The 23478-nt window shown below is 69.0% G+C and carries 19 protein-coding genes and 1 tRNA gene; 15 read left to right on the plus strand and 5 right to left on the minus strand.

The window, feature by feature from the left end; translation table 11 throughout:
- Positions 1-62 precede the first annotated feature (62 nt).
- The 4 genes from ACWCOV_RS11250 (at position 63) to ACWCOV_RS11265 (ending at position 3092) form a co-directional block, all read left to right on the plus strand.
- On the plus strand, positions 63-515 hold the full coding sequence (locus ACWCOV_RS11250) for a MauE/DoxX family redox-associated membrane protein (RefSeq protein WP_449829116.1): 453 nt from the start codon (positions 63-65) through the stop codon (positions 513-515).
- Positions 512-1225 (plus strand): DsbA family protein, encoded by a 714-nt coding sequence (locus tag ACWCOV_RS11255; RefSeq protein WP_449829117.1) that lies wholly within the window; start codon positions 512-514, stop codon positions 1223-1225. The genes ACWCOV_RS11250 and ACWCOV_RS11255 overlap by 4 nt, the downstream gene beginning before the upstream one ends.
- A gap of 87 nt (positions 1226-1312) precedes the next feature.
- Entirely contained in the window at positions 1313-2374 is a 1062-nt protein-coding gene (gene lgt, locus ACWCOV_RS11260; protein WP_449829118.1) for a prolipoprotein diacylglyceryl transferase, read from the plus strand.
- On the plus strand, positions 2367-3092 hold the full coding sequence (locus ACWCOV_RS11265) for a VIT1/CCC1 transporter family protein (protein WP_449829119.1): 726 nt from the start codon (positions 2367-2369) through the stop codon (positions 3090-3092). Before lgt ends, ACWCOV_RS11265 begins: the two co-directional genes overlap by 8 nt.
- On the opposite strand, the gene ACWCOV_RS11270 is transcribed toward ACWCOV_RS11265, so the two are convergent.
- Together ACWCOV_RS11270 and ACWCOV_RS11275 are read right to left on the minus strand one after the other, a co-directional pair.
- Positions 3089-4099 (minus strand): 1-aminocyclopropane-1-carboxylate deaminase, encoded by a 1011-nt coding sequence (locus tag ACWCOV_RS11270; RefSeq protein ID WP_449829120.1) that lies wholly within the window; start codon positions 4097-4099, stop codon positions 3089-3091. The genes ACWCOV_RS11265 and ACWCOV_RS11270 overlap by 4 nt on opposite strands.
- 54 nt (positions 4100-4153) lie before the next feature.
- A complete protein-coding gene (locus tag ACWCOV_RS11275; RefSeq protein WP_449829121.1) occupies positions 4154-4969 on the minus strand; it encodes an aminoglycoside phosphotransferase family protein in 816 nt (271 codons plus the stop codon).
- Positions 4970-5217: 248 nt separating this feature from the next.
- On the opposite strand from ACWCOV_RS11275, the gene gltB reads away from it, so the two are divergent.
- The 4 genes from gltB (at position 5218) to pyk (ending at position 14410) form a co-directional block, all read left to right on the plus strand.
- Positions 5218-9741 carry a glutamate synthase large subunit gene (gene gltB, locus ACWCOV_RS11280; RefSeq protein ID WP_449829122.1) on the plus strand — a complete coding sequence of 1508 codons (4524 nt, stop codon included), beginning with the start codon at positions 5218-5220 and terminating at the stop codon, positions 9739-9741.
- A complete protein-coding gene (locus tag ACWCOV_RS11285; RefSeq protein WP_449829123.1) occupies positions 9741-11207 on the plus strand; it encodes a glutamate synthase subunit beta in 1467 nt (488 codons plus the stop codon). The genes gltB and ACWCOV_RS11285 overlap by 1 nt, the downstream gene beginning before the upstream one ends.
- A 95-nt stretch (positions 11208-11302) precedes the next feature.
- Complete coding sequence (locus ACWCOV_RS11290; protein WP_449829124.1) at positions 11303-12856, plus strand: metallophosphoesterase family protein; 1554 nt, start codon at positions 11303-11305, stop codon at positions 12854-12856.
- A 99-nt stretch (positions 12857-12955) separates the two neighbouring features.
- Positions 12956-14410, plus strand: coding sequence for a pyruvate kinase (gene pyk, locus ACWCOV_RS11295; protein ID WP_449829125.1), 1455 nt, complete (start codon positions 12956-12958; stop codon positions 14408-14410).
- A 66-nt stretch (positions 14411-14476) separates the two neighbouring features.
- Here the strand turns inward: pyk and ACWCOV_RS11300 are convergent, their stop codons facing one another.
- Together ACWCOV_RS11300 and ACWCOV_RS11305 are read right to left on the minus strand one after the other, a co-directional pair.
- Complete coding sequence (locus tag ACWCOV_RS11300; RefSeq protein ID WP_449829126.1) at positions 14477-15097, minus strand: helix-turn-helix domain-containing protein; 621 nt, start codon at positions 15095-15097, stop codon at positions 14477-14479.
- Between the two features lie 35 nt (positions 15098-15132).
- A tRNA-Leu gene (locus ACWCOV_RS11305) sits at positions 15133-15206 on the minus strand.
- Positions 15207-15387: 181 nt separating this feature from the next.
- On the opposite strand from ACWCOV_RS11305, the gene ACWCOV_RS11310 reads away from it, so the two are divergent.
- The 6 genes from ACWCOV_RS11310 (at position 15388) to ACWCOV_RS11335 (ending at position 22166) form a co-directional block, all read left to right on the plus strand.
- Complete coding sequence (locus ACWCOV_RS11310; protein WP_132320707.1) at positions 15388-15978, plus strand: ANTAR domain-containing response regulator; 591 nt, start codon at positions 15388-15390, stop codon at positions 15976-15978.
- Positions 15979-16171: 193 nt separating this feature from the next.
- On the plus strand, positions 16172-17401 hold the full coding sequence (locus tag ACWCOV_RS11315; RefSeq protein WP_449829127.1) for a branched-chain amino acid ABC transporter substrate-binding protein: 1230 nt from the start codon (positions 16172-16174) through the stop codon (positions 17399-17401).
- An 85-nt stretch (positions 17402-17486) separates the two neighbouring features.
- Positions 17487-18803 carry a branched-chain amino acid ABC transporter permease gene (locus ACWCOV_RS11320; RefSeq protein ID WP_449829128.1) on the plus strand — a complete coding sequence of 439 codons (1317 nt, stop codon included), beginning with the start codon at positions 17487-17489 and terminating at the stop codon, positions 18801-18803.
- Positions 18800-20512 (plus strand): branched-chain amino acid ABC transporter permease, encoded by a 1713-nt coding sequence (locus tag ACWCOV_RS11325; protein WP_449829129.1) that lies wholly within the window; start codon positions 18800-18802, stop codon positions 20510-20512. The genes ACWCOV_RS11320 and ACWCOV_RS11325 overlap by 4 nt, the downstream gene beginning before the upstream one ends.
- On the plus strand, positions 20509-21453 hold the full coding sequence (locus ACWCOV_RS11330; protein WP_449829130.1) for an ABC transporter ATP-binding protein: 945 nt from the start codon (positions 20509-20511) through the stop codon (positions 21451-21453). The genes ACWCOV_RS11325 and ACWCOV_RS11330 overlap by 4 nt, the downstream gene beginning before the upstream one ends.
- Positions 21450-22166, plus strand: coding sequence for an ABC transporter ATP-binding protein (locus tag ACWCOV_RS11335; RefSeq protein WP_449829131.1), 717 nt, complete (start codon positions 21450-21452; stop codon positions 22164-22166). The genes ACWCOV_RS11330 and ACWCOV_RS11335 overlap by 4 nt, the downstream gene beginning before the upstream one ends.
- A 51-nt stretch (positions 22167-22217) precedes the next feature.
- Here the strand turns inward: ACWCOV_RS11335 and ACWCOV_RS11340 are convergent, their stop codons facing one another.
- Complete coding sequence (locus ACWCOV_RS11340; RefSeq protein ID WP_449829132.1) at positions 22218-22934, minus strand: DUF554 domain-containing protein; 717 nt, start codon at positions 22932-22934, stop codon at positions 22218-22220.
- A 149-nt stretch (positions 22935-23083) separates the two neighbouring features.
- On the opposite strand from ACWCOV_RS11340, the gene ACWCOV_RS11345 reads away from it, so the two are divergent.
- A partial coding sequence (locus tag ACWCOV_RS11345) for an N-acetyltransferase family protein (protein ID WP_449829133.1) occupies positions 23084-23478 on the plus strand: 395 nt, incomplete at its 3' end.

Here is a 23478-nt window from a genome sequence, read left to right on the forward strand (position 1 = left end):
CGACTTCTTCTTCATCTTCTTTCCGTGCGAAGCACCAGTCTTGGTTCCCCTGGGTGTCGTTGGTGGCGCGGCTCGTGCTCGGTGGTGTGATGCTGGTGGCCGGCGCGTTGAAGGTGACCGATCCGGAGACCGCGTCCCAGGCGGTCCGCGCGTACGAACTGCTGCCGGAGGCGCTGGTCGCCCCGGTCGGGTGGGGACTGCCATTCCTGGAGATCGCGATCGGATTGCTGTTGATCGTCGGTTTCGGTGTCCGCGCCGCGGCGGTCGCCGCGGGTGTTTTCATGGTCGTGTTCATCGCCGCGGTGGCCTCCGCCTGGGCGCGCGGCCTGGCGATCGACTGCGGCTGCTTCGGTGGCGGCGGGCAGGTCGCCCCGGGTGACACCAAGTACCTGCAGGAGATCCTGCGGGACGTCGGCCTGCTGCTGCTGGCAGTCTGGCTGTGGTTGAGCCCGGTGAGTAAGTTCGCCCTCGAGTCCGATCCGCACACACCCCCGACAGGAGCCCCGGCGTCGTGAGCAAGACCAAAACCCCCGTGAACCCGCTGCTGCAGCAGAAGAAGCGGCGGATCACGCCCGGGATCGTCGTGGTGATCGTGCTGGTGCTCGCCCTGGGCGGCGGCGTCGGCGTGCAGTACTGGCGCAGCCACTCCAAGGTCGAGGTGAGCTCGAACGGCCGCCCCGAACCGGCCGTGATCCAGGGACCGGGCACGTCCGGCAAGGGCGTCACCGTCGGCACGGTAGGCGCCAAGGCGCACATCGACATCTACCTCGACTTCCGCTGCCCGCACTGCGCGGAGTTCCACGAGGAGACCGGCGCCACCGTCGACAAGCTCGTCCAGGACGGCACCGCCACCCTGACCTACTGGCCGCTGACCTTCGTGAACCCGGACGCCTCGCCGCGGCTGGCCAACGCGTTCGCCGCCGCGGCCGCGAACGGCAAGGCGCTCAGCTACGCCGACGAGATGTACGCCGACTTCTCCAAGTCCTGGACCACCGACCAGCTGATCGAGCTGGGCAAGCAGCTGGGCATCGACGACGCGAAGTTCGAGCAGGCCGTCCGGGACAACAGCTACGGCGGCTGGCTCGACACCGTCTCCAAGGCCGCCGACGACCGCGGGGTGACCGGCACGCCGACCGTCTACGTCAACGACAAGCAGCTGGACGCCGACAACCTCACCGCCGAGGGCCTGCAGAAGGCCGTCGACGAGGCCGTGGCGGCCGGCTGAGGCTCACGCACCGAGTCCCCATCGTGACCACGGGTTTCTGGCCGCGCTGGGGACGGTCGAGTAGCGTTCCTGCTTGCCATGATTACTATGCCGTCTAGTCTGATCTCCGCCGTGATGGTTCCGGCGTCCATTCCCAGTCCGAGCCAGGGTGTCTGGCACCTCGGTCCGCTGCCGATCCGCGCGTACGCGCTGTGCATCCTGGCCGGTATCTTCGCCGGCTACTGGCTCGGCCGCCGCCGGTGGGTCGCGCGCGGCGGTTCGCCGACGGTGCTCGCCGACATCATGTTCTGGGCCATCCCGTTCGGGCTGGTCGGCGCCCGGATCTACCACGTGATCACCGACGCCGAGCTGTACTTCGGCCCGGGCGAGAACCCCGTCGACGCGCTGAAGATCTGGAACGGCGGGCTGGGCATCTGGGGTGCGATCGGGTTCGGCGCGCTCGGCGCCTGGATCGCCTGCCGGCGGGCCAAGGTGCCGTTCCTGGCGGTCGCCGACGCGATGGCGCCGGGGCTCGCGCTGGCCCAGATCTTCGGCCGGTTCGGCAACTACTTCAACCAGGAGCTGTTCGGGAAGCCCACCGACCTGCCGTGGGGGCTCGAGATCGCCTTCAACCACCGGCCGGAAGGCTTCAAGGACTTCGCCACCTTCCACCCGACGTTCCTGTACGAAGCGCTCTGGAACGCCGGCGTGATCGCGCTGATCATCCTGGCCGGCCGCCGCTTCACTCTCGGTCACGGCCGCGCGTTCTTCCTCTACGTGGCCGCGTACACCGCCGGCCGGGCGTGGATCGAGAACATGCGCATCGACACCGTCAACCACTTCCTCGGCCTCCGGCTGAACGTCTGGACCTCGTTCGTCCTGTTCGTCCTCGCGGTCGTCGCCTTCGCCATCAGCGCCGTCAAGTACCCAGGCCAGGAAGACATCTCCGTCGGCCCCGCCGCCGGCAAACCCCTCGAGGACGCCGAGTCGACCGACGAGCCCGCGAAGCCGGAAGACGGTACGGCGCCGGAGGACGACGCGGCTACCTCCGCCGGTCCCGGGCGCAGCTCGGAGGACTCCGGCGAGGCGGAGCCGGCCGGAGGGCCGGCTGCCGAGCCCAATCGGTCCAAGGTCGAGTCGAGCAACGGGTCAGACGGGGCCCGTGACTAACGGACCTGAGGTTTCCGCCGAGCATCACGGTGACCACACGCACCGGGATGTGAACGGCGGCTGGCTGCGCCCGGCGGTGTTCGGGGCGATGGACGGGCTGGTCTCGAACTTCGCCCTGATCGCCGGCATGGACGGCGGCACCGAGTCCGGCTCGAAGTTCATCGTGCTGGCCGGGCTGGCCGGCCTGGCCGCGGGAGCGTTCTCGATGGCGGCGGGGGAGTACACCTCCGTCGCCTCGCAGCGCGAGCTCGCCCGCGCCGAGATCGAGGTGGAACGCAAGGAGATCCAGCGGCACCCGGTCGACGAGGAGATCGAGCTCGCCGAGACCTACCGCGCCAAGGGCCTCGACCCGGACCTGGCCAGCAAGGTCGCCAAGCAGTTCCACACCGACCCGGAACAAGCCCTCGAGGAACACGTCCGCGAAGAGCTCGGCATCGACCCGCACGACCTGCCGAATCCACTCGTCGCGGCCGCGTCCTCGTTCATCTGCTTCGCGGTCGGCGCGTTCATCCCGCTGCTGCCGTACCTCCTCGGCGCCGGCAACGTCGTACCCGCGCTGATCCTGTCCTTGAGTGCGCTGTTTCTCTGCGGCGCGGTCGTCTCCCGGGTCACCTCGCGCTCCTGGTGGTACTCCGGCCTCCGCCAGCTGATCCTCGGCGGCCTGGCCGCGGCCCTCACCTATTTCGTCGGCACCCTGGTCGGCCCCGGCATCGGTTAGGCCCGGAACAGCCCGCTGTAGGCGTTCAGCGCGGGCTGGCCGCCGAGGTGGGCGTAGAGGACGGTGGAGTCCTTGGCGATCTCGCCGTTCCGGATCAGGTCGATCAGCCCGGCCATCGACTTCCCCTCGTAGACCGGGTCGATGATCATCCCCTCGAGCTCGCCGGTCAGCCGGATCGCGTCCAGGGTCGACTGGACCGGGATGCCGTACAGGTCGCCGGCCCAGCCCTCCAGGACGACGATCTCGTCGTCGCGCAGGTCCCGGCCGAGCCCGATCAGCTCCGCGGTCGCGCGGGCGATCCGGCCGACCTGGTCGTGGGTCTCCTGCAGCTTGGCGCTTGCGTCGATGCCGATCACGCGCCGCGGCCGGTCCTGCCCGGCGAAGCCCGCGATCATCCCGGCCTGGGTCGAGCCGGTCACCGCGCAGACGACGATCGTGTCGAAGAAGATGCCGAGCTCGCGTTCCTGCTGCTCCACCTCGTAGGCCCACTGGGCGAAGCCGAGCCCGCCGAGCCGGTGGTCCGAGGCACCGGCCGGGATCGCGTACGGCGTGCCGCCGCGCGCCTCGACGTCCGCGAGCGCCTGCTTCCAGCTGTCCTTGAAGCCGATCCCGAAACCCGCCGGGTCGAGCCGGACCTCGGCGCCCATGATCCGGCTGAGCAGGATGTTGCCGACCCGGTCGTTCAGCGCGTCCGGCCAGTCCACCCAGTTCTCCTGCACCAGCACCGCCTTCAGGCCCACCTTCGCGGCGACCGCGGCGACCTGCCGGGTGTGGTTGGACTGGTAGCCGCCGATCGACACCAGCGTGTCCGCGCCCTGGGCGAGCGCGTCCGGGATCAGGTACTCCAGCTTCCGCGTCTTGTTCCCGCCGTACGCGAGCCCCGAGTTGCAGTCCTCCCGCTTCGCCCAGATCCGCGCCCCACCCAGGTGCGCACTCAGCCGCTCGAGCGGATGCACCGGACTCGCCCCGAACAACAACGGATACCGCGGGAAGTCGTCCAGTGCCATGTCTTCCTCCAAAACTCGATCGCCCAACGACGCCACCGTGACTATCTTCGCCCGCTACGACGCGTGGGTGACAGCCTCCTCGACGACCGGCATCAGTTGCTTCAGCCGCTCGATGTGATGGCCGGGGTTGGGTTGGGTGACTGACCAGGCGGCGCGTGACGCGGCCGTGTACGCCGCCACCAGGACGGCGCCACGTCGTACGGCGTCCACCTCGCCACCGTGAGCTGCCAGGAGCTCGTCCAGTGGTGTGTCCACGGCCAGCAGCAGGTAGGCGAGGTCGAAGCCGGCCGGGGCGAGGCCGAACTGCTCCCAGTCGATGGCCAGTACGTCGTCCCCGTCGCGACCCAGCAGGTTCACCGGATGGGCATCGCCGTGGGTCGGCACGCGCGGGAGTGCGTCCAGCACGTCCAGTGCAGCGTCACGTCGTACCCACAACGCCTCAGTCGCGGGGTGGTGGGGGAGGGCCGTCCAGCCGCCTCGGCGCTCTACGGTCGCGAGACGGTCTCGCAGTACGTGCCGCGCACCCCACGAGGGCTCGGCCAGCTTCAACCGCGCAAACCGGCCTAGAGCGCCAGCCAGAGCCTCTCCAGTCCACACAGCGGGCTCCACACGGGCCATGCGCAGCGTGATGCCGCCGGAGTCCTGCTCGACACCAAGACACGCCGGTGCGCGGAGGCCCGGGGTGCTCGCGACCACCCCGGACGAGGCGACCAGCGCCTGGCGTTGCCAGTAGGCGTGGTGCCTCGGGTCCTCCACGCCGGGCACAAGGCGTTTGACGACCTCACCGTCGCCAGTGAGCCAGACGCCGCCGGTCGCCTGACCGGTGCCGGAGGTCAGCGGACGCCATTCGCGAGCGGGCTGCCAGGTCATGGGTAGGGCTTACCAGTCGTGGGTTGTCTCAGCAGGTGAATTTTGGGGGACAAGGGTGGTTCGGAAAGGGGGTTGTTGGGAAGATAGGGGCTGGTAGTGAGCGCTTGCTTACTGTGGGTGAGAAGGGCGTGGTGACGGTGGAATGGAAGTCCATCTGTCGGGCGTCATGAGGTAGTCTCGGGACTCCCGGCTTGGGCCAGTGTTGTCCCGCGGCCAGTTGTTGACCGTAGGACGACGGGAGCTCCTGAATGTTTGGTCGCCCCCCATTCCCGAGCGAGGGTCTCTACGACGGACAGCACGAGCACGACGCTTGTGGTGTCGCCTTCGTCGCGACCCTGACCGGTGAACCCAGCCACGACATCGTGGCGAAGGCCTTGACCGCCCTGCGCAACCTCGAGCACCGCGGCGCTTCCGGCGCCGAACCGGACTCCGGCGACGGCGCCGGCATTCTGATCCAGATCCCGGACGCGTACTACCGCAAGGTGTGCGAGTTCGAGCTGCCGGTGCAGCGCAGCTACGCGACCGGTATCGCGTTCCTCCCGGCCGACCCGGACGACGCCGCCAAGGCGGTCGCCCGGATCGAGGAGCTCGCCGCGGAGGAGAACCTGGCCGTCCTGGGCTGGCGCGACGTCCCGACCACCCCGGACCTGCTCGGCGCCACCGCCCGCTCGGTGATGCCGACCTTCAAGCAGCTGTTCGTCGCCGCCAAGGCGGGCCGGGTGCTCGGCCTGGCGCTGGAGCGGATGGCCTTCCGGCTGCGCAAGCGCGCCGAGAAGGACACCGAGACCTACTTCCCGTCGCTGTCCGGCCGGACCATCACCTACAAGGGGATGCTGACCACCGACCAGCTGGACAAGTTCTTCCCCGAGCTGACCGACCCCGACCTCAGCTCCGCGATCGGTGTCGTGCACTCGCGGTTCTCCACCAACACGTTCCCGTCCTGGCCGCTGGCCCACCCGTACCGGTACATCGCCCACAACGGTGAGATCAACACCGTCCAGGGCAACCGGAACTGGATGCGGGCCCGCGAGGCGCTGCTGGCCAGCGACCTGATCCCGGGCGACCTGGAGCAGCTCTACCCGATCTGTACGCCGGGAGCCTCCGACTCGGCGTCGTTCGACGAGGTCCTGGAGCTGCTGCACCTGGGCGGCCGGTCGCTGCCGCACGCGATGCTGATGATGATCCCGGAGGCGTGGGAGAACGCCACCACGATGGACCCGCAGCGGCGCGCCTTCTACGAGTTCCACTCGACCCTGATGGAGCCGTGGGACGGCCCGGCGTCGGTGGTCTTCTCCGACGGCACGAAGGTCGGCGCCGTCCTGGACCGCAACGGCCTGCGCCCGTCGCGCTACTGGGTCACCGAGGACGGTCTCGTCGTACTCGCGTCCGAGGCCGGCGTGCTGGACATCGACCCGGCCACGGTCACCGAGAAGGGCCGGCTCGAGCCGGGCAAGATCTTCCTGGTCGACGTCGACGCGCACCGGATCATCACCGACTCCGAGGTGAAGAACGCGCTCGCCGGCGAGCACCCGTACGACGAGTGGCTGCACGCCGGCCTGATCCGGTTCGAGGACCTGCACGAGCGTGAGCACGTCGTGCACAGCCACGCCTCGGTCACCCGCCGCCAGCAGGTGTTCGGGTACACCGAGGAGGAGCTGCGGGTCATCCTCACCCCGATGGCCAAGACCGGAACCGAGCCGATCGGGTCGATGGGCACCGACACGCCGATCGCCGTGCTCAGCGAGCGGCCGCGGCTGCTGTTCGACTACTTCGCGCAGCTGTTCGCGCAGGTCACGAACCCGCCGCTGGACGCGATCCGCGAGGAGCTGGTGACCTCGCTGTCCTCGTCGCTCGGCCCGGAGGCGAACCTGCTGAACCCGAGCCCGGCATCCTGCCGCCAGGTGGTGCTGCCGTTCCCGGTGATCACCAACGACGAGCTGGCCAAGCTGCGCCACATCAACCTGGACGGCGACATGCCGGGCCTGGCGACCACGGTGCTGCGCGGTGTGTACGACGTCGAGGGTGGCGGCGAGGCGCTGAAGGCGCGGCTCGAGGCGATCTGCGCCGAGGCGAGCGCCGCGATCGAGGACGGCGCCCGGATCCTGGTGCTGTCCGACCGGCACTCGAACGCCGACAGCGCGCCGATCCCGTCGCTGCTGCTGACCGCCGCGGTCCACCACCACCTGGTGCGGGAGAAGACCCGCACCCAGGTCGGCCTGGTGGTCGAGGCCGGTGACGTCCGCGAGGTCCACCACGTCGCCCTGCTGATGGGGTACGGCGCGGCCGCGGTCAACCCGTACCTCGCGCTGGAATCGGTCGAGGACCTGTGCCGCCAGGGCACCTACCTGCCGGGTGTCGAGCCCGAGCAGGCCGTCCGCAACGTGGTGAAGTCGCTCGGCAAGGGCGTCCTCAAGGTCATGTCGAAGATGGGTGTGTCGACGGTCGCGTCGTACACGGGCGCCCAGATCTTCGAGGCGACCGGCCTGGCGCCGGACCTGGTCGAGACCTACTTCACCGGCACGTCGTCCAAGCTCGGCGGGATAGGGCTGGACACGATCGCCGAGGAGGTCCGGCGCCGGCACCTGCGCGCGTACCCGGCCGACGGCATCCTGGCCGCGCACCGCAAGCTGGAGATCGGCGGCGAGTACCAGTGGCGGCGTGAGGGCGAGCCGCACCTGTTCGACCCGGACACGGTCTTCCGGCTGCAGCACAGCACCCGGACCGGGCGCTACGACATCTTCAAGCAGTACACGTCCCGCGTCGACGAGCAGTCGGAGCGGCTGATGACGCTGCGCGGCCTGTTCGGCTTCCAGTCCGACCGGGAGCCGATCCCGGTGGAGGAGGTCGAACCGGTCAGCGAGATCGTGAAGCGGTTCTCCACCGGCGCGATGAGCTACGGCTCGATCAGCGCCGAGGCGCACGAGACCCTCGCGATCGCGATGAACCGGCTCGGCGGCAAGTCGAACACCGGTGAGGGCGGCGAGGACCCGGACCGGCTGTACGACCCGAACCGGCGCAGCTCGATCAAGCAGGTCGCGTCCGGCCGGTTCGGCGTCACCTCGGAGTACCTGACGAACTCCGACGACATCCAGATCAAGATGGCGCAGGGCGCGAAGCCCGGCGAGGGCGGTCAGCTGCCCGGCCCGAAGGTGTACCCGTGGGTGGCCAAGACCCGGCACTCGACACCAGGGGTCGGGCTGATCTCGCCGCCGCCGCACCACGACATCTACTCGATCGAGGATCTGGCCCAGCTGATCCACGACCTGAAGAACGCCAACCCGCAGGCGCGCGTCCACGTGAAGCTCGTCTCCGAGGTCGGCGTCGGCACGATCGCCGCCGGTGTCAGCAAGGCGCACGCGGACGTCGTACTGATCTCGGGTCACGACGGCGGGACCGGTGCGTCCCCGCTGACCTCGCTGAAGCACGCGGGTGGTCCGTGGGAGCTCGGCCTCGCCGAGACCCAGCAGACCCTGCTGCTGAACGGGTTGCGGGACCGGATCGTCGTCCAGACCGACGGCCAGCTGAAGACCGGGCGGGACGTGATCGTCGCGGCGCTGCTCGGCGCCGAGGAGTACGGCTTCGCCACCGCACCGCTGGTGGTGTCGGGCTGCATCATGATGCGGGTCTGCCACCTGGACACCTGCCCGGTCGGCGTCGCCACCCAGAACCCGGTGCTGCGCGAACGGTTCTCCGGCAAGCCGGAGTTCGTGGTGAACTTCTTCGAGTTCATCGCCGAGGAGGTCCGCGAGTACCTGGCCGAGCTGGGCTTCCGGACGCTGGACGAGGCGATCGGGCACGCCGAGGTGCTGGACATCCGGCGCGCGGTCGACCACTGGAAGGCCGACGGCCTCGACCTGTCGCCGATCCTGCACGTGCCGGCGCTGCCCGAGGGCGCCGCGCTGCACCGGACCGTCGAGCAGGACCACGGCCTGGACAAGGCGCTCGACAACGAGCTGATCCGGATCTGCCGGCCGGCGCTCGAGACCGGTGAGCCGGTGCGCGCGCAGCTGCCGATCCGCAACGTCAACCGGACCGTCGGGACGATGCTCGGCCACGAGATCACCAAGCGGTACCGGTCCGCCGGCCTGGCCGACGGCACCATCGACCTGACCTTCACCGGGTCGGCCGGCAACTCGTTCGCCGCCTTCGTCCCGCGCGGTGTCACGCTGCGTCTGGAGGGCGACGCCAACGACTACGTCGGCAAGGGCCTGTCCGGTGGCCGGGTGGTGATCCGGCCCGACCGCCGGGCCCGGTTCGACGCGGCCGACCAGATCATCGCCGGCAACGTCATCGCGTACGGCGCGACGTCCGGCGAACTGTTCATCAGCGGCGGCGCCGGCCAGCGGTTCTGCGTCCGGAACTCCGGCGCCACCGCGGTCGTCGAGGCGGTCGGCGACCACGCCTGCGAGTACATGACCGGTGGGCGCGTCGTCGTACTGGGCGCCGTCGGCCGGAACTTCGCGGCGGGCATGTCGGGCGGCGTGGCCCACGTGCTCGACCTGGACCACTCCCTGGTGAACCCGGACCTGGTGGACCTGCACCCGGTCACCGCGGACGAGTCCGAACTGCTGCACGACCTGGTCCGGCGGCACCACGAGGAGACCGGTTCGGAACGGGCGGCCAAGCTGCTCGCCGACTGGCCGGCCGCCGCTGCCAGGTTCACCACGGTGATGCCCCGCGACTACGCCCGGGTGCTGGCGGCCAAGGCGGCCGCCGAGCGGGACGGGCTGGACGAGGACGCCACCACGCGAGCGATGATGGAGGCCATCTGATGGCTGACCCGAAGGGATTCCTGACCACCGGCCGGGAGGTCGCCGGACGGCGCCCGGTCGACGAGCGGGTCAAGGACTGGAAAGAGGTCTACCCCGGTGGGCCCGGCAAGGCGCTGCTGCCGATCATCACCAAGCAGGCCGGGCGATGCATGGACTGCGGCATCCCGTTCTGCCACAACGGCTGCCCGCTGGGCAACCTGATCCCGGAGTGGAACGACCTGGTCTGGCGCGACGACTGGTCCAGCGCGATCGAGCGGCTGCACGCGACCAACAACTTCCCGGAGTTCACTGGCCGGCTGTGCCCGGCGCCGTGCGAGACCTCCTGCGTGCTCGGCATCAACCAGGACCCGGTGACGATCAAGAACGTCGAGGTCGCGATCATCGACAAGGCCTGGGACACCGGTGACGTGAAGCCGCAGCCGCCGGAGTGGCTGACCGGCAAGACGATCGCCGTCGTCGGCTCCGGCCCGGCCGGCCTGGCCGCCGCCCAGCAGTTGACCCGAGCCGGTCACACCGTCGCGGTCTACGAGCGGGCCGACGCTCCGGGCGGGCTGCTGCGCTACGGCATCCCCGAGTTCAAGATGGAGAAGGTTCAGGTCGACCGCCGGATCCAGCAGATGAAGGAGGAGGGCACGGTCTTCCGCTCCGGCGTCAACGTCGGCGTGGACGTCACCGGGACCCAGCTCAAGCAGCGGTACGACGCCGTCGTCATCGCGACCGGTGCGACCGCGGCCCGCGACCTGCCGGTGCCGGGCCGCGAGTACGGCGGCATCCACCAGGCGATGGAGTACCTGCCGCAGGCCAACCGGGTCGCCCTCGGCCAGACCGTCGACAACCAGATCCTTGCCACCGGCAAGGACGTGGTGATCATCGGCGGCGGTGACACCGGCGCCGACTGCCTCGGCACCGCGCACCGGCAGGGGGCCCGCTCGGTCACCCAGCTGGAGATCATGCCGCGGCCGGGCGACGACCGGCCGGCCGGGCAGCCGTGGCCGACGTACCCGATGATCTACCGGGTCGCCTCGGCGCACGAGGAGGGCGGCGAGCGGGTGTACTCGGTCTCGACCGTCAACTTCGAGTCCGATGCCCACGGCAACGTGTCCGGGCTGAACCTGGTCGAGGTCGAGCTCAAGGACGGGAAGTTCACGCCGATCGAGGGCACCGAGCGGACCATCCCGGCGCAGCTGGTGCTGCTCGCGATGGGCTTCCTCGGCCCGGAGCGCGAGGGCTTCCTCGAGCAGCTCGGCGTCGAGCTGGACGAGCGCGGCAACGTGAAGCGGGACAAGAACTACCACACCTCGGTCGAGGGGGTGTTCGCCTGCGGCGACGCCGGCCGCGGCCAGTCCCTGATCGTCTGGGCGATCGCCGAGGGGCGCTCCTGCGCCAACGGCGTCGACACCCTCCTCACCGGCTCGTCGACCCTGCCGACGCCCATCCCACCCACAGCCCGCCCACTGGCAGTCTGAGGGAACGATGATCCGGGCCGCAGGCAACAGTTTGTTGCCTGCGGCCCGCGGCAGTTCGGGATGCGATGCCTTGCCCGGACCAATACGGTTGACCCATGGCTAGCCGCCGCCTGGTGACCAGAGCCCGGCTCCGTGCGATCGCACCGTGGGCCGGGCTCAGCCTGCTCTTTCTCGTCACCTCGGTCGGGGTCGGGCTGTTCGGGTTCGCCAACGACTCCGAGCGGGTCACCATCGGCGCGCACGCCGCCACCGTCTCACCGACCTTCGACGGCCACGCGACGCTCGACCTGGGCGCCGTACTGCCGCGGCTGCGGCTGTCCACCAACGCGCCGCTCGGGATCGGCGTCAACATCGACATCCAGGAGACCGACGCCACCAACCTCACCGAGCTGCTCAACCGGGACGCGTTGATCGCCTCCCAGCCCGATGGTGAGATCGCCCGGATCCAGCAGGTGATCGAGGAGATGGCGGTCGACAACGCGGTCGCCGGCGCCGGCACCGGCCTGCTGGTCGCGGTGGTGGTGGCAACGGTCTGGACCGCTCTCGGCGCACGCCGGCGGCGTGAGCTGTGGGACCTGGTGCACAAGCACGAACGCCGGTTCGAGCACCGCGCGATCGTCGTACTGGTCGCGATGCTGATCACGATCGCGTCGATCTTCGGCCCGGGCCGGATGCGGCCGGCCGAGGTGCCGCCGACCGAGTGGCGGCCGCTGCACCAGCTGCTGCCCGAGCTGTCCTTCGACGAACGGCTGAAGAGCGTCGAGGTCGCGTCCGGGTTCTCCACCACCGGCGGTATCGGAGTCATCCGTACGGCGGTCGAGACGTACGAGCGCTCCACCGAGTTCTACGGCCGGCTGCGGGACCGGGTCAGCCGGGTCGGCGGCCGGATCCACCAGGCGACCGAGGGTGAGACCGTCGCGCTGCTGGTGTCGGACCGGCACGACAACATCGGGATGGACCCGTTCGCGGCCGAGGTGGCGAAGGTGGCCGGGGCGAAGGTGCTGATCGACGCCGGCGACGACTCCTCGTCCGGTCAGTCGTGGGAGGTGTTCAGCATCAACTCGCTGGCCCAGCACTTCCGCGACCTCAAGGTGGTCGCGGTGGCCGGCAACCACGACGCCGGCGGGCACATCGAGGACGCGATGCGCAAGAACGGGTTCACCGTGCTGGACAGCAAACCGGTCGAGGTGGAAGGGATCCGGTTCCTCGGCGACAGCGACCCGACCCGGACCGGGCTCGGCAGCGCCGACTCGCCGGGCGAGGAGACGATCGCCGAGCAGTCCGAGCGACTCGCCGACGTCGCCTGCGAGCAGGCGGAGGACAAGCGCATCTCGACGTTCGTCGTCCACGACCCCGCCTCGTTCGCCGACACCGCCGCGCGGGGGTGCGCGACGCTGCTGCTGTCGGGGCACCTGCACCGGCAGGTCGGGCCGGAGCACAAGGTGGTCAACGGTCTGCCGGTCACGACGTACACGAACGGGACGACCGGGGGAGCGGCGTACGCCTTCGCGCTGGGGTACACGTTGCGCCGGCCGGGTGAGGTCACCCTGATCACGTACGCCGACGGCCAGCCGATCGGCCTCCAGTCCGTCACCGCCGAGCTCAGTGGCGAGGTCACCGTCGGGGCCTACACCCCCTTGCCTTCTTGACGATTCAGGCTCCGCCCCTGATTGCCATCAGCTGTTAACTGTCCAGTAATGGGGGCGGACCAGCGGGCACAGTGGTTTGTAGGAGTAGGGTTTTGTGACGTGCGTCGCGCAAAGATCGTTTGTACGCTCGGCCCGGCTACGGCCGCCCCCGAGCGCATCCTGGAACTCGTCCAAGCAGGTATGGACGTCGCAAGGCTCAACCTGAGCCATGGCGCCCATGCCGAGCATGAGCGCATCTATCAGCGGATCCGCACTGCAGCGGCCGAGACCGGCCAGAACGTCGGCATCCTGGTCGACCTGCAGGGGCCGAAGATCCGGCTGGCCGAGTTCGCCGAAGGCAAGGTCACGCTGACCTACGGCGAGCGCTTCACCATCACCACCCGGGAGGTTCCCGGGGACGCGACCATCTGCGGCACGACCTACGACGGGCTGCCCGGTGACGTGAAGCCGGGCGACCAGCTGCTGATCGACGACGGCCGGATCGCGCTGGTCGCCGAGGAGGTGACCGAGACCGACGTGGTCTGCCGGGTCACCGTCGGCGGGCCGGTGTCGAACCACAAGGGCATCAACCTGCCCGGCGTCGCGGTCAGCGTGCCGGCGCTGTCGGAGAAGGACGCCGAGGACCTGCGCTGGGCGCTGCACCTGCCGGCCGACATGATCGCGCTGTCGTTCGTCCGGGACGCCTCCGACGTCCAGCTGGTGCACAAGATCATGGACGAGGAGGGCCTGCGGGTCCCGGTCATCGCCAAGATCGAGAAGCCGCAGGCGGTGGCCAACCTGGACGAGATCATCGAGGCCTTCGACGGGTTCATGGTGGCCCGCGGCGACCTCGGCGTGGAGCTCCCGCTCGAGGAGGTCCCGGTCGTGCAGAAGCTGATCATCGACCAGGCCCGGCTGAACGCGAAGCCGGTGATCGTCGCCACCCAGATGCTGGAGTCGATGATCTCCGCCCCGCGCCCGACCCGGGCCGAGGCGTCCGACGTCGCGAACGCCGTACTCGACGGCGCCGACGCGGTGATGCTGTCCGGCGAGACCAGCGTCGGCCGGTTCCCGATCGAGACCGTGAAGACGATGTCGCGGATCGTCTCCTCGACCGAGCAGCACGGCCTCAGCCGGCTCAAGGAGATCGAGTGGGAGCCGCGCACCAAGGGCGGCGTGATCGCCCGGGCGGCCGCGGACGTCGCCGAGCGGCTGGACGCGAAGTTCCTGGTCGCGTTCACCCAGTCCGGTGACACCGCGCTCCGGCTGGCCCGCTACCGCACCGAGATCCCGGTGCTCGCCTTCACCCCGGTCCCGTCGGTCAGCGCCTGGCTCAGCGTGGTCTGGGGCATCGAGACGCACATCGTCCCCACCGTCGACCACACCGACGAGATGGTCCGCCAGGTCGACCAGCGCCTGCTCGAGCTCGGCAAGCTCAACAAGGGCGACATCGTCGTCATCGTGGCCGGCTCGCCGCCCAGCATCCCCGGCTCCACCAACGCCCTCCGGGTCCACCGGATGGGCGACGCCATCGAAGGCATCGCCCCCGCCTACCGCACCCCGGAACCCAGGTAGAACCAACCAGAGTTCGTCGCCCGAGGCGGGCGGTCATCCGACCGCCCGCCTCAACTGCTTTCAGGGCTAAGACTTCGGGCCGATGAACTCGTCCAGCCTGGCGACCGCCTGCCACCGGGCGACCGACAGCGCGTTCCGGCGAGGCAGCTTCGTCACCCGGCAGCCATCGGCGTCGAACAGGCCTCGAAGGAACGACTCAGGGAAGTCGGCAACGACCTGCTGTTGCCAGTCGGCGAGTTCGATGCGGCGGAGGTGCTTCGGTCCCGGGCCGTGCTGCGGGAACAGACAAGGCCAGTGCTTCCAGTACGACGTGAGCACCACACATCCCGGTGCTTCGGTCCGGTGCACCGGCCGCGCCGGGTGGACAGCTCTCACTGCGGCAGCCGCCTCTTCGACCAGCCGGGGATAGACGACATCGCAGGTGATGCGAAGTGGGTAGACGCCCTTCGCCTGCGACGACAGGCATCCGTCGCCGAGGAACAGGCCGAGCAGCTGCGCATATGGGCCTCGCTCCAGCTTCCCGTTCGTGCAGCGGGGACACGCGGTGGGGTCGTCGGCGCGACCCGGACGGTCACGCCAGTCACGGAGCGTAGCGCGGCTCGTGCCGAGGCGCTTGCTGATCGAGTTGAGGCTCTCGCCGGCGGCGATGGCGGCCAAGGCGAGCGCCCGCGTCCTCCCGTCGTACATGAAAGGAGTTTCGCGGGCAGCGCCGACAAGAAATGTGCCCTGGGTGGGACTCGAACCCACACTGTATGGTGTTTGAGACCACTATCTCTGCCGATTGGATTACCAGGGCGCTGCGCCAGGAATCCTAGCCCATCGATCGGGTCGGCCCTGGTGGGGGCGCGCGGCGCGCCGTCGGCATTGGCCCGACGCAGCAACCGATCTCCTTGTTTTGCTGGGATTGCAGGCCGGGTCCGCCTGGCACGACGCGATCGGCACCTCGCGTGCCCGCAGTTGGTGGGCGGATCGATAAAGTGTCTGGCGTGACTGCTAAGCGTGTGGTGATCGCTGAGGACGAGGCGCTGATCCGGATGGATCTGGCCGAGATGCTGGCCGAGGAGGGGTACGACGTCGTCGGGCAGGCCGGCGACGGGGAAGAGGCCATCCGGCTGGCCACCGAGCATCGACCGGACCTGGTCATTCTCGACGTCAAGATGCCGAAGCTGGACGGGCTGAGCGCGGCGGAGAAGATCGCCGGCGAGCGGATCGCGCCGGTGCTGATGCTGACCGCGTTCTCGCAGCGCGAGCTGGTCGAGCGCGCTCGCGACGCCGGCGCCATGGCGTACCTGGTGAAACCGTTCTCCAAAGCCGATCTGCTGCCCGCGATCGAGATCGCCGCCTCCCGGTACGTCGAGCTCGCCGAGCTGGAGCGTGAGGTCGCCGACCTGGCCGAGCGGCTGGAGACCCGCAAACTGGTGGACCGGGCCAAGTCGATCCTGCAGACGAAGTTCGGACTGTCCGAGCCGGACTCGTTCCGGTGGATCCAGAAAACCGCCATGGACAAAAGAGTTTCCATGCGCCAGGTCGCGGAGTTGGTCGTTGACGAGGCGGGTGGTAGCGACTGAATCACTCTCCGCGTACGGCGCCCAGCCTGCGTACAGCAATCACAAGCATTCACGCTGCTTACCGCTGTAACGACCTCACAACACACGCTGCGTGACATCGCCTCAGGAGCCATGGGAGGTCTAACCTGCGGGTGCTCGCGGCATTCGCGGGAGTCCGGGGATCTGCTCGGACTATCCAGACATGGGAGGAACAGTGCAACAGCGTTCCGTAGTACGGGTCGGCGCGTCGCTGATCGTTGCGTCGTTGGCCCTGACTGCCTGCGGTTCACGCAGTGGCGACGACGGTGGCGGGGGCTCCGGAGAAGCGACGAAGACCGCCAAGATCGGCGTGATCGCGCCTTTGTCGGGAGACCTGTCCGCGCTGGGTCTGGGTATCCAGCACTCGGTCGAGCTGGCCGTGAAGCAGGCCAACGACTCCAACGCGATCCCCGGGTGGAAGCTCGAGGTCGACGCGAAGGACGACGAGGCGAAGCCGGACGTCGGCAAGAACGCCGCCACCGCGCTGTCCTCGGACCCTGAGGTGATCGGCGTCGTCGGCACGCTGAACACCAGCGTCAGCCAGCAGGTCCAGCCGGTCCTCGCGCCGAAGAACATCGTGCAGGTCTCGCCGGCCAACACCGGCCCGGGTCTGACCCAGGGCGCGAACTGGCAGACCGACCCGAAGCGGCCGTACCCGACCTACTTCCGGACCTGCACCACCGACGCGGTCCAGGGCCCGTTCGCCGCTCGCTACCTGTACGAGACGGCGAAGATCACCAAGGTCGCCACGATCCACGACAAGAAGGCGTACGGCCAGGGCCTGGTCGGCACCTTCACCGAGGAGTTCAAGAAGCTGGGTGGTCAGATCGTCGCGGCGCAGACCATCAACCCGGACGACTCGAACTACCAGGCGGTCATCTCGGCGGTCAAGCCGTCCGCGCCGCAGGCCGTCTACTACGGCGGTGAGTACCCGAACGCGGGTCCGCTCTCGCAGCAGATGAAGGCGGCCGGCCTGAACATCCCGCTGATGGGCGGCGACGGCATCTACGACCCGAAGTTCATCAGCCTGGGCGGTGCGACCAGCAACAACGACCTGGCCACCTCGGTCGGCGCCCCGATCGACCAGCTGGAGTCGGCGAAGAAGTTCGTCGAGGACTACAACGCGGCCGGGTTCAAGGACCCGTACGCGGCGTACGGCGGCTACTCCTACGACGCGGCGAACGCGATCATCAACGCGCTGAAGGAGTCGCTGAAGGACGCGGCCGATGTCGAGTCCGCGCGCGAGAAGACGGTCGAGGCGCTCGGTAAGGTCTCCTTCGACGGCGTGACCGGCAAGGTCGCCTTCGACCAGTACGGCGACACCACCTCGAAGGTGCTCACCGTCTACAAGGTCGCCGGCGGCAAGTGGACCACCGTCGAGACCAAGGACTTCGAGAGCAAGTAATCGAGTCGACCTCATGCCTCGGGGGTGGGAGCGGATCCTCCCACCCCCGCGGCATGTTCGGAACTGAGGCAGTTGGGAGGTCGACGTGGACCAGTTCTTCCAGCAGCTCGTGAACGGGCTGACCCTGGGATCGCTGTACGCCCTGATCGCCGTCGGGTACACCGTCGTCTACGGCATCGTGCAGCTCATCAACTTCGCCCATGGCGAGGTCTTCATGATCGGTGCGTTCGGCGCACTGACCACTTACCTGTTGTTCTTCGACGGTGAGACCAGCGTGTGGATCCTGCCGGTCATGATCGTCGGCGCCATCATCGCGTCGGTCGGCACCGCGGTGGCAATGGAACGTGTCGCGTACCGTCCCCTGCGGAACGCGCCACGACTCGCACCGCTGATCACAGCGATCGGCATCTCGGTGTTCCTGCAGGAGTTCGTCCGGCTGTTCTACGAGCGCCCGGGCTGGACGGTCGTGGTGTTCGCCGCGTTGGCGATCGGACTCGGCTACTTCGTCGGTTCCATTGCGTCCAAGGCGCCGCTCGACCACCCGGTGACCAAGTGGTACGACCGGGCACCGCTGATCGGCGGCGCCGTCGGCGCGGTCGCGCTGTGGGTCGTGGTCCGGTTGATCAACGGTGATCTGTCCTTCCTGCTGGTACTGGGCGTCGTCATCGGCGGCACCGTGGCCGGTACGGCGGTCGGCTGGTTGCTGTCCCTCGCCGTACGCAAGAACGCGGGCACCGAGATCAAGCCGATCGCGATCCTGGAGGCGGCCGCGGTCGCTGCCGTGGCCGCGGAGCTCGGCTGGGTGATCTTCGATACGCTGATCAGCAGCATCGAGTGGCCGAGCGCCAAGCAGCGCATCCCGTTCCCGCAGATCGACGTGGTCACCGGTCAGGCGATCGACGTCGGCGGCGTGACGATCCAGCGATCGGCGATCTTCACCGTCGCTGCGCTGGTGGTCTGCGCGGTCCTGCTGTGGTTCTTCATCAACCGGACCCGGCTCGGCCGGGGTATGCAGGCCGTGTCGCAGGACCCGGACACCGCCCGGCTGATGGGTATCAACGTGGACCGGATCATCGTGGTCGCGTTCGCGCTGGGCGCCGTGCTGGCCGCGATCGCCGGCATCTCGCAGGGCTTCCAGAACAACAACATCGACTTCAGGATGGGCTTCCTGGCCGGCCTGAAGGCCTTCACCGCCGCGGTTCTCGGCGGCATCGGCAACGTGTACGGCGCTGTCGTCGGCGGCCTGGTGCTGGGCGTCGTCGAGGCGATGGCCACGCAGTACATACCGGGCCAGTTCGGCGGCGGTTCCTGGAAGGACGTCTGGGCGTTCGTGATCCTGATCCTGGTACTGGTGTTCAGGCCGCAGGGCCTGCTCGGAGCAAGGGTGGTGGACCGGGCATGAGTGACGTCAAGACAACTACCCCGGCCGAGCCGGAGACGGCGCAGCCGACGGGACGGCCGATCGCGTGGCCGCTCGGGATGGCCGGCGTCGTGCTCGTGGTCGTCGGCTCCTTCCTGTCCTGGAGCTACGACGGCTCGATCCTGAACGACCTGTCGATCAATCTCTACCCTGGCGGCCTGCAGATCCTCGCGATCATCGGCGCGCTGTTCGCGCTGGTCCTGCTGCTGGCCGAGCGCGGGCCGCTGACCGCACTGGGCTCCTGGCTGGACACGACCCTCGGTCTGCGGGCGCTGGGCCTCGGCCTGACGTTGTACATGGTGCTGGTCATCGTTGCGATCACCGTCGAGTCCGACGGCCTGATCAACGTGAATCCGGGCGCCTACATCTCCCTGGCCGGTGCTGTCCTGATCCTGGTCTGCTCGCGGATGCTTCCGTTGCGGCAGCTTCGCGACCTGGGCCGGGCCAGGCTGCCGGGCTGGGCGGAGATCCTGGCCATCGCGGTGATGATGGCGGCGATCCTGTTCGGCGCGGCCTACGCGCTGGGCCTGCAGGACGCCTGGTCGTTCATCCTGTGCCTGCTGTTCTACGCGACGGTGGTCGCGGCGCTGTCCCGGACCGGCGTGATGACGTGGTTCGGTCACGTCGCGCAGCGGCACCGGAAAGTGCTCACGCTGTCGGCCTTCGTGGTCGCGTTCTTCTTCCCCTTCACCCAGGGCGGATCCGACGCGAACATGTCGATCGCGACCCAGGTCCTGATCTTCGCGGCCACCGCGATGGGTCTGAACATCGTGGTCGGCCTGGCGGGCCTGCTCGACCTCGGCTACATCGCGTTCCTCGGGTCCGGCGCCTACGTGGCCGCGATGTTGTCGACGTCGGCGTTCGCGACGATCGACTGGCATCCGCCGTTCGTGGTCGTGATGCTGATCGGCGCCGGCGTGGCGGCGACTCTCGGTCTCATCATCGGGTCACCGACGCTGCGCGTGTCCGGTGACTACCTGGCGATCGTGACGCTGGGCTTCGGTGAGATCTTCCGGCTGGCGATGTTCAACCTGGACGGCATCAACGGCCCGTTGCTGACCAACGGCCCGAACGGCATCCCCGGCATCCCGGAGCTGCAGATCGGGAACTTCAACTTCGGTGACGAGCACACCGTCGCCGGGCTGGAGCTGGGACGTTTCGCGAACTACTACTTCCTGCTGCTGATTCTGATCGCGTTCGTGATCCTGGTCTTCGCCCGGCTGAACGAGAGCCGGATCGGGCGCGGCTGGGTCGCGATCCGGGAGGACGAGAAGGCCGCCGAGGCGATGGGCGTCAACGTCTTCGGCCTGAAGGTGCTGGCGTTCGCGATCGGTGCGTTCCTCGCCGGTCTGGCGGGCACCATCAAGGCGCACCAGGACGCCGCGGTCAGCCCCGACCAGTACATCTTCCTCGAGTCGGCGTTCCTGCTCGCGGCCGTGGTGCTGGGCGGGATGGGAACCATCGCCGGTGTGTTGCTGGGAGCAATGATCCTGAAGCTGCTGCCGGAGAAGCTGCGGTTCTTCTCGGAGTACCGGTTGCTCCTGTTCGGCCTGCTGCTGGTGCTCATGATGCGGTTCCGGCCGGAGGGCCTGGTCGCCAGCAGACGCCGGCAGCTGGAGTTCCACGAGGAGGACGAGGAGTTGGCCGTCGCGGTCGAGGAAGAGCGCCTGATCGTCGAGGAGGCGAAATGACCGTCACCGAGACTCCGTCCACGACCAGCCGGCCGGCCGGTCAGCCGGTGCTGGAGGCTTCCGGCGTGACCATGCGGTTCGGTGGTCTGCTGGCGGTCAACGACGTGAACCTGACCGTGCGGGAAGGCGAGATCGTCGGCCTGATCGGCCCGAACGGGGCCGGCAAGACGACGTTCTTCAACTGCCTCACCGGTCTCTACAAGCCGACCTCCGGGGTGGTCCGGTTCGCCGGCACGCCGCGCAAGCCGGAGGCGGCCAAGCGCCAGGTGCGGGAGGCGGACGAGGCGGTGGCGGTCCAGGAGCTCGCGCCGCTGACCCCGTTGCCGCCCAAGCCACGGGCCGTGGTCCGGGCCGGGATGGCGCGGACGTTCCAGAACATCCGGCTGTTCGCCAACATGACCGCGCTGGAGAACGTGATGGTCGGGCGCTACTGCCGGACCAGTTCGGGCGCGCTCACCTCGGTGTTGCGCGGGCCGAAGTTCCGCCGCGAGGAGGCGGCCACCCGGCTCCGGGCCCAGGAGCTGCTCGACTTCGTCGGGCTCGGCAAGTCCACCGAGCACCTGGCCCGGAACATGCCGTACGGCGACCAGCGCCGGCTCGAGATCGCCCGGGCGCTGGCCACCGACCCGAAGCTCATCCTGCTGGACGAGCCGACGGCCGGTATGAACCCGCAGGAGACCAAGCAGGCCAGTGACCTGATCTTCAAGATCCGGGACTCGGGCCTGTCGGTCGTGGTGATCGAGCACGACATGCGGTTCATCTTCAACCTCTGCGACCGGGTGCTCTGCCTGGTTCGCGGCGAGACGCTGATCGAGGGCTCGCCGGCCGAGGTGCAGTCGGATCCGCGGGTGATCGAGGCCTACATCGGCACCGGCGAGGACGAAACCGACGACGAGCCGCAGCGGCAACAGGACGCCGTACCCGGAGAGGAGGCCCCGTGACCGCGATGCTCGAGGTCCGTGACCTGCAAGTTGCCTACGGCAAGATCGTCGCGGTGAAGAAGATCAGCTTCAGCGTGGAGCAGGGGCAGGTGGTGTCGCTGATCGGCACCAACGGCGCCGGCAAGACCACCACGCTGCGGACGATCTCGGGCCTGCTCCGGCCGGTGGCCGGGGAGATCCTGTTCCAGGGCGAGCCGATCCACCACACGGCCGCGCACGACATCGTCGCGCGCGGGCTGGCGCACTCGCCGGAAGGGCGGCGGATCTTCCCGAGGCTGTCGGTCGAGGAGAACCTGACGCTCGGCGCGTTCGCCCGCCGGGACCCGGCCGGGATCCGTGCCGACCTGAACGCGGCGTACGAGCTGTTCCCGATCCTGGGGGAGCGGCGCAAGCAGCCGGCCGGGACGTTCTCCGGCGGTGAGCAGCAGATGCTGGCGATGGGCCGGGCGATGATGAGCCGGCCGAAGCTGCTGATGCTGGACGAGCCGTCGATGGGTCTGTCGCCGATCATGATGCAGCGGATCATGTCGACGGTGACCGAGCTCCAGCAGCAGGGGACGACGATCCTGCTGGTGGAGCAGAACGCGCAGGCCGCGCTGAAGCGGGCCGACTACGGCTACGTGCTCGAGGTCGGCAGTATCGTGCTGTCCGGCACCGGACGCGATCTGCTGGTCAACGAGGACGTCCGCAAGGCCTACCTCGGCGAGGACTGAGCAACCAGCAGTTGCCGTGAGCCCCGGTCCGCTCGGACCGGGGCTCACGTTTCAGTTGCGGATGACGACGAGCAGCTGCACCAGTAGCGGCGCCACGATCAGCGCGGGCAACAGGTCCGCCACCGCGATCTGCTTCAGCTTCAGCAACCGCAGCGCGACACCGATCAGCATCACGCCACCGGTCGCGCCCAGCGCGGTCACGTGCGCCTCCGGGAGTACGTCGCCCAGCACCGCCCCGACCGCGGTCATCAGGCCCTGGAGCACCAGTACGACGAGCGCCGAGGCCATCACGCCCCAGCCGAACGACGCGGCGAAGGCGATCGCCGCGAAGCCGTCCAGCACCGCCTTGAGGAACAGTTGGTCCGCACCTCGGCCGAGCCCGTCGGACAAGGCCCCCAGAAACGTCAGCGGCCCGACGCAGAACACCATCGACGCGGTCACGAAGCCCTCGACGAACGTGCTCTCGCCGTCGCCACGGCTGAACCGGCGCTGCATCCAGGCGCCGAACTCCTCCAGCCGCTCCTCGATCCGCAGCAGCGAGCCGGCGATCCCGCCGATCAGCATGGCGCCGAGCACGATCAGCACCGGAGCGCTGTCACCGACCGCGTCGCTGAGCACCTGGTCGCCGACCGTGAGTGCCGAGGTGATCGCGATCAGCAGCGTGACCAGGCCGAGCGCGTCCGTCACGAGGTCGCGGGTCCGGTGACTCAGGCGATGGCCGATGAGCACGCCCAGTACCGATCCGACGAGCACCGTCGCGACGTTCACGACAGTACCGATTCCGATGAACAAACCTGGTCTCCGATCAGCCCCGGGAGGCAGCTTTGCAAGTGACCCCCGAGGGCCTACTGTTGCGCGAGGACGAGCGTATCCGCCGTCCCGTTCACCTCGGGGGTGGACCAGACCAGGAGGTCGCTGTGGCAGCAGCCATCGAGGTGAGGGACGCCCAACGGGGTGACGCCGGCGCCTTGGTTGCGTTGTGGCGTGAGATGACCACCGGTTCCGGCCACCCGCTGCGACTGCCCGCGCCGCCGGCGCCCGCGGCCGTCGAGGTTGCTGTCGGCAAACATCTCGACGACCCGTTCGGCCGGCTGCTGGTCGGCGAGCTGGACGGTGCCGTGCACGGGATGGCCTACCTGCGCCGTACGGCGATCAGCCCGCTGCATGACGACTACACCGTCACGGTGGAGTACCTGCACGTCAGCGACGACGCCCGCCGGCATGGCCTGGGCAAAGCGCTGATCGCGGAAGCGGCCGCCTGGGCAGAGCACGAGAACTGTGCCCACCTGGCTGCCGTCGCGCCCGCGATCGC

It is taken from the genome of Kribbella sp. NPDC002412 (genome assembly GCF_053592935.1).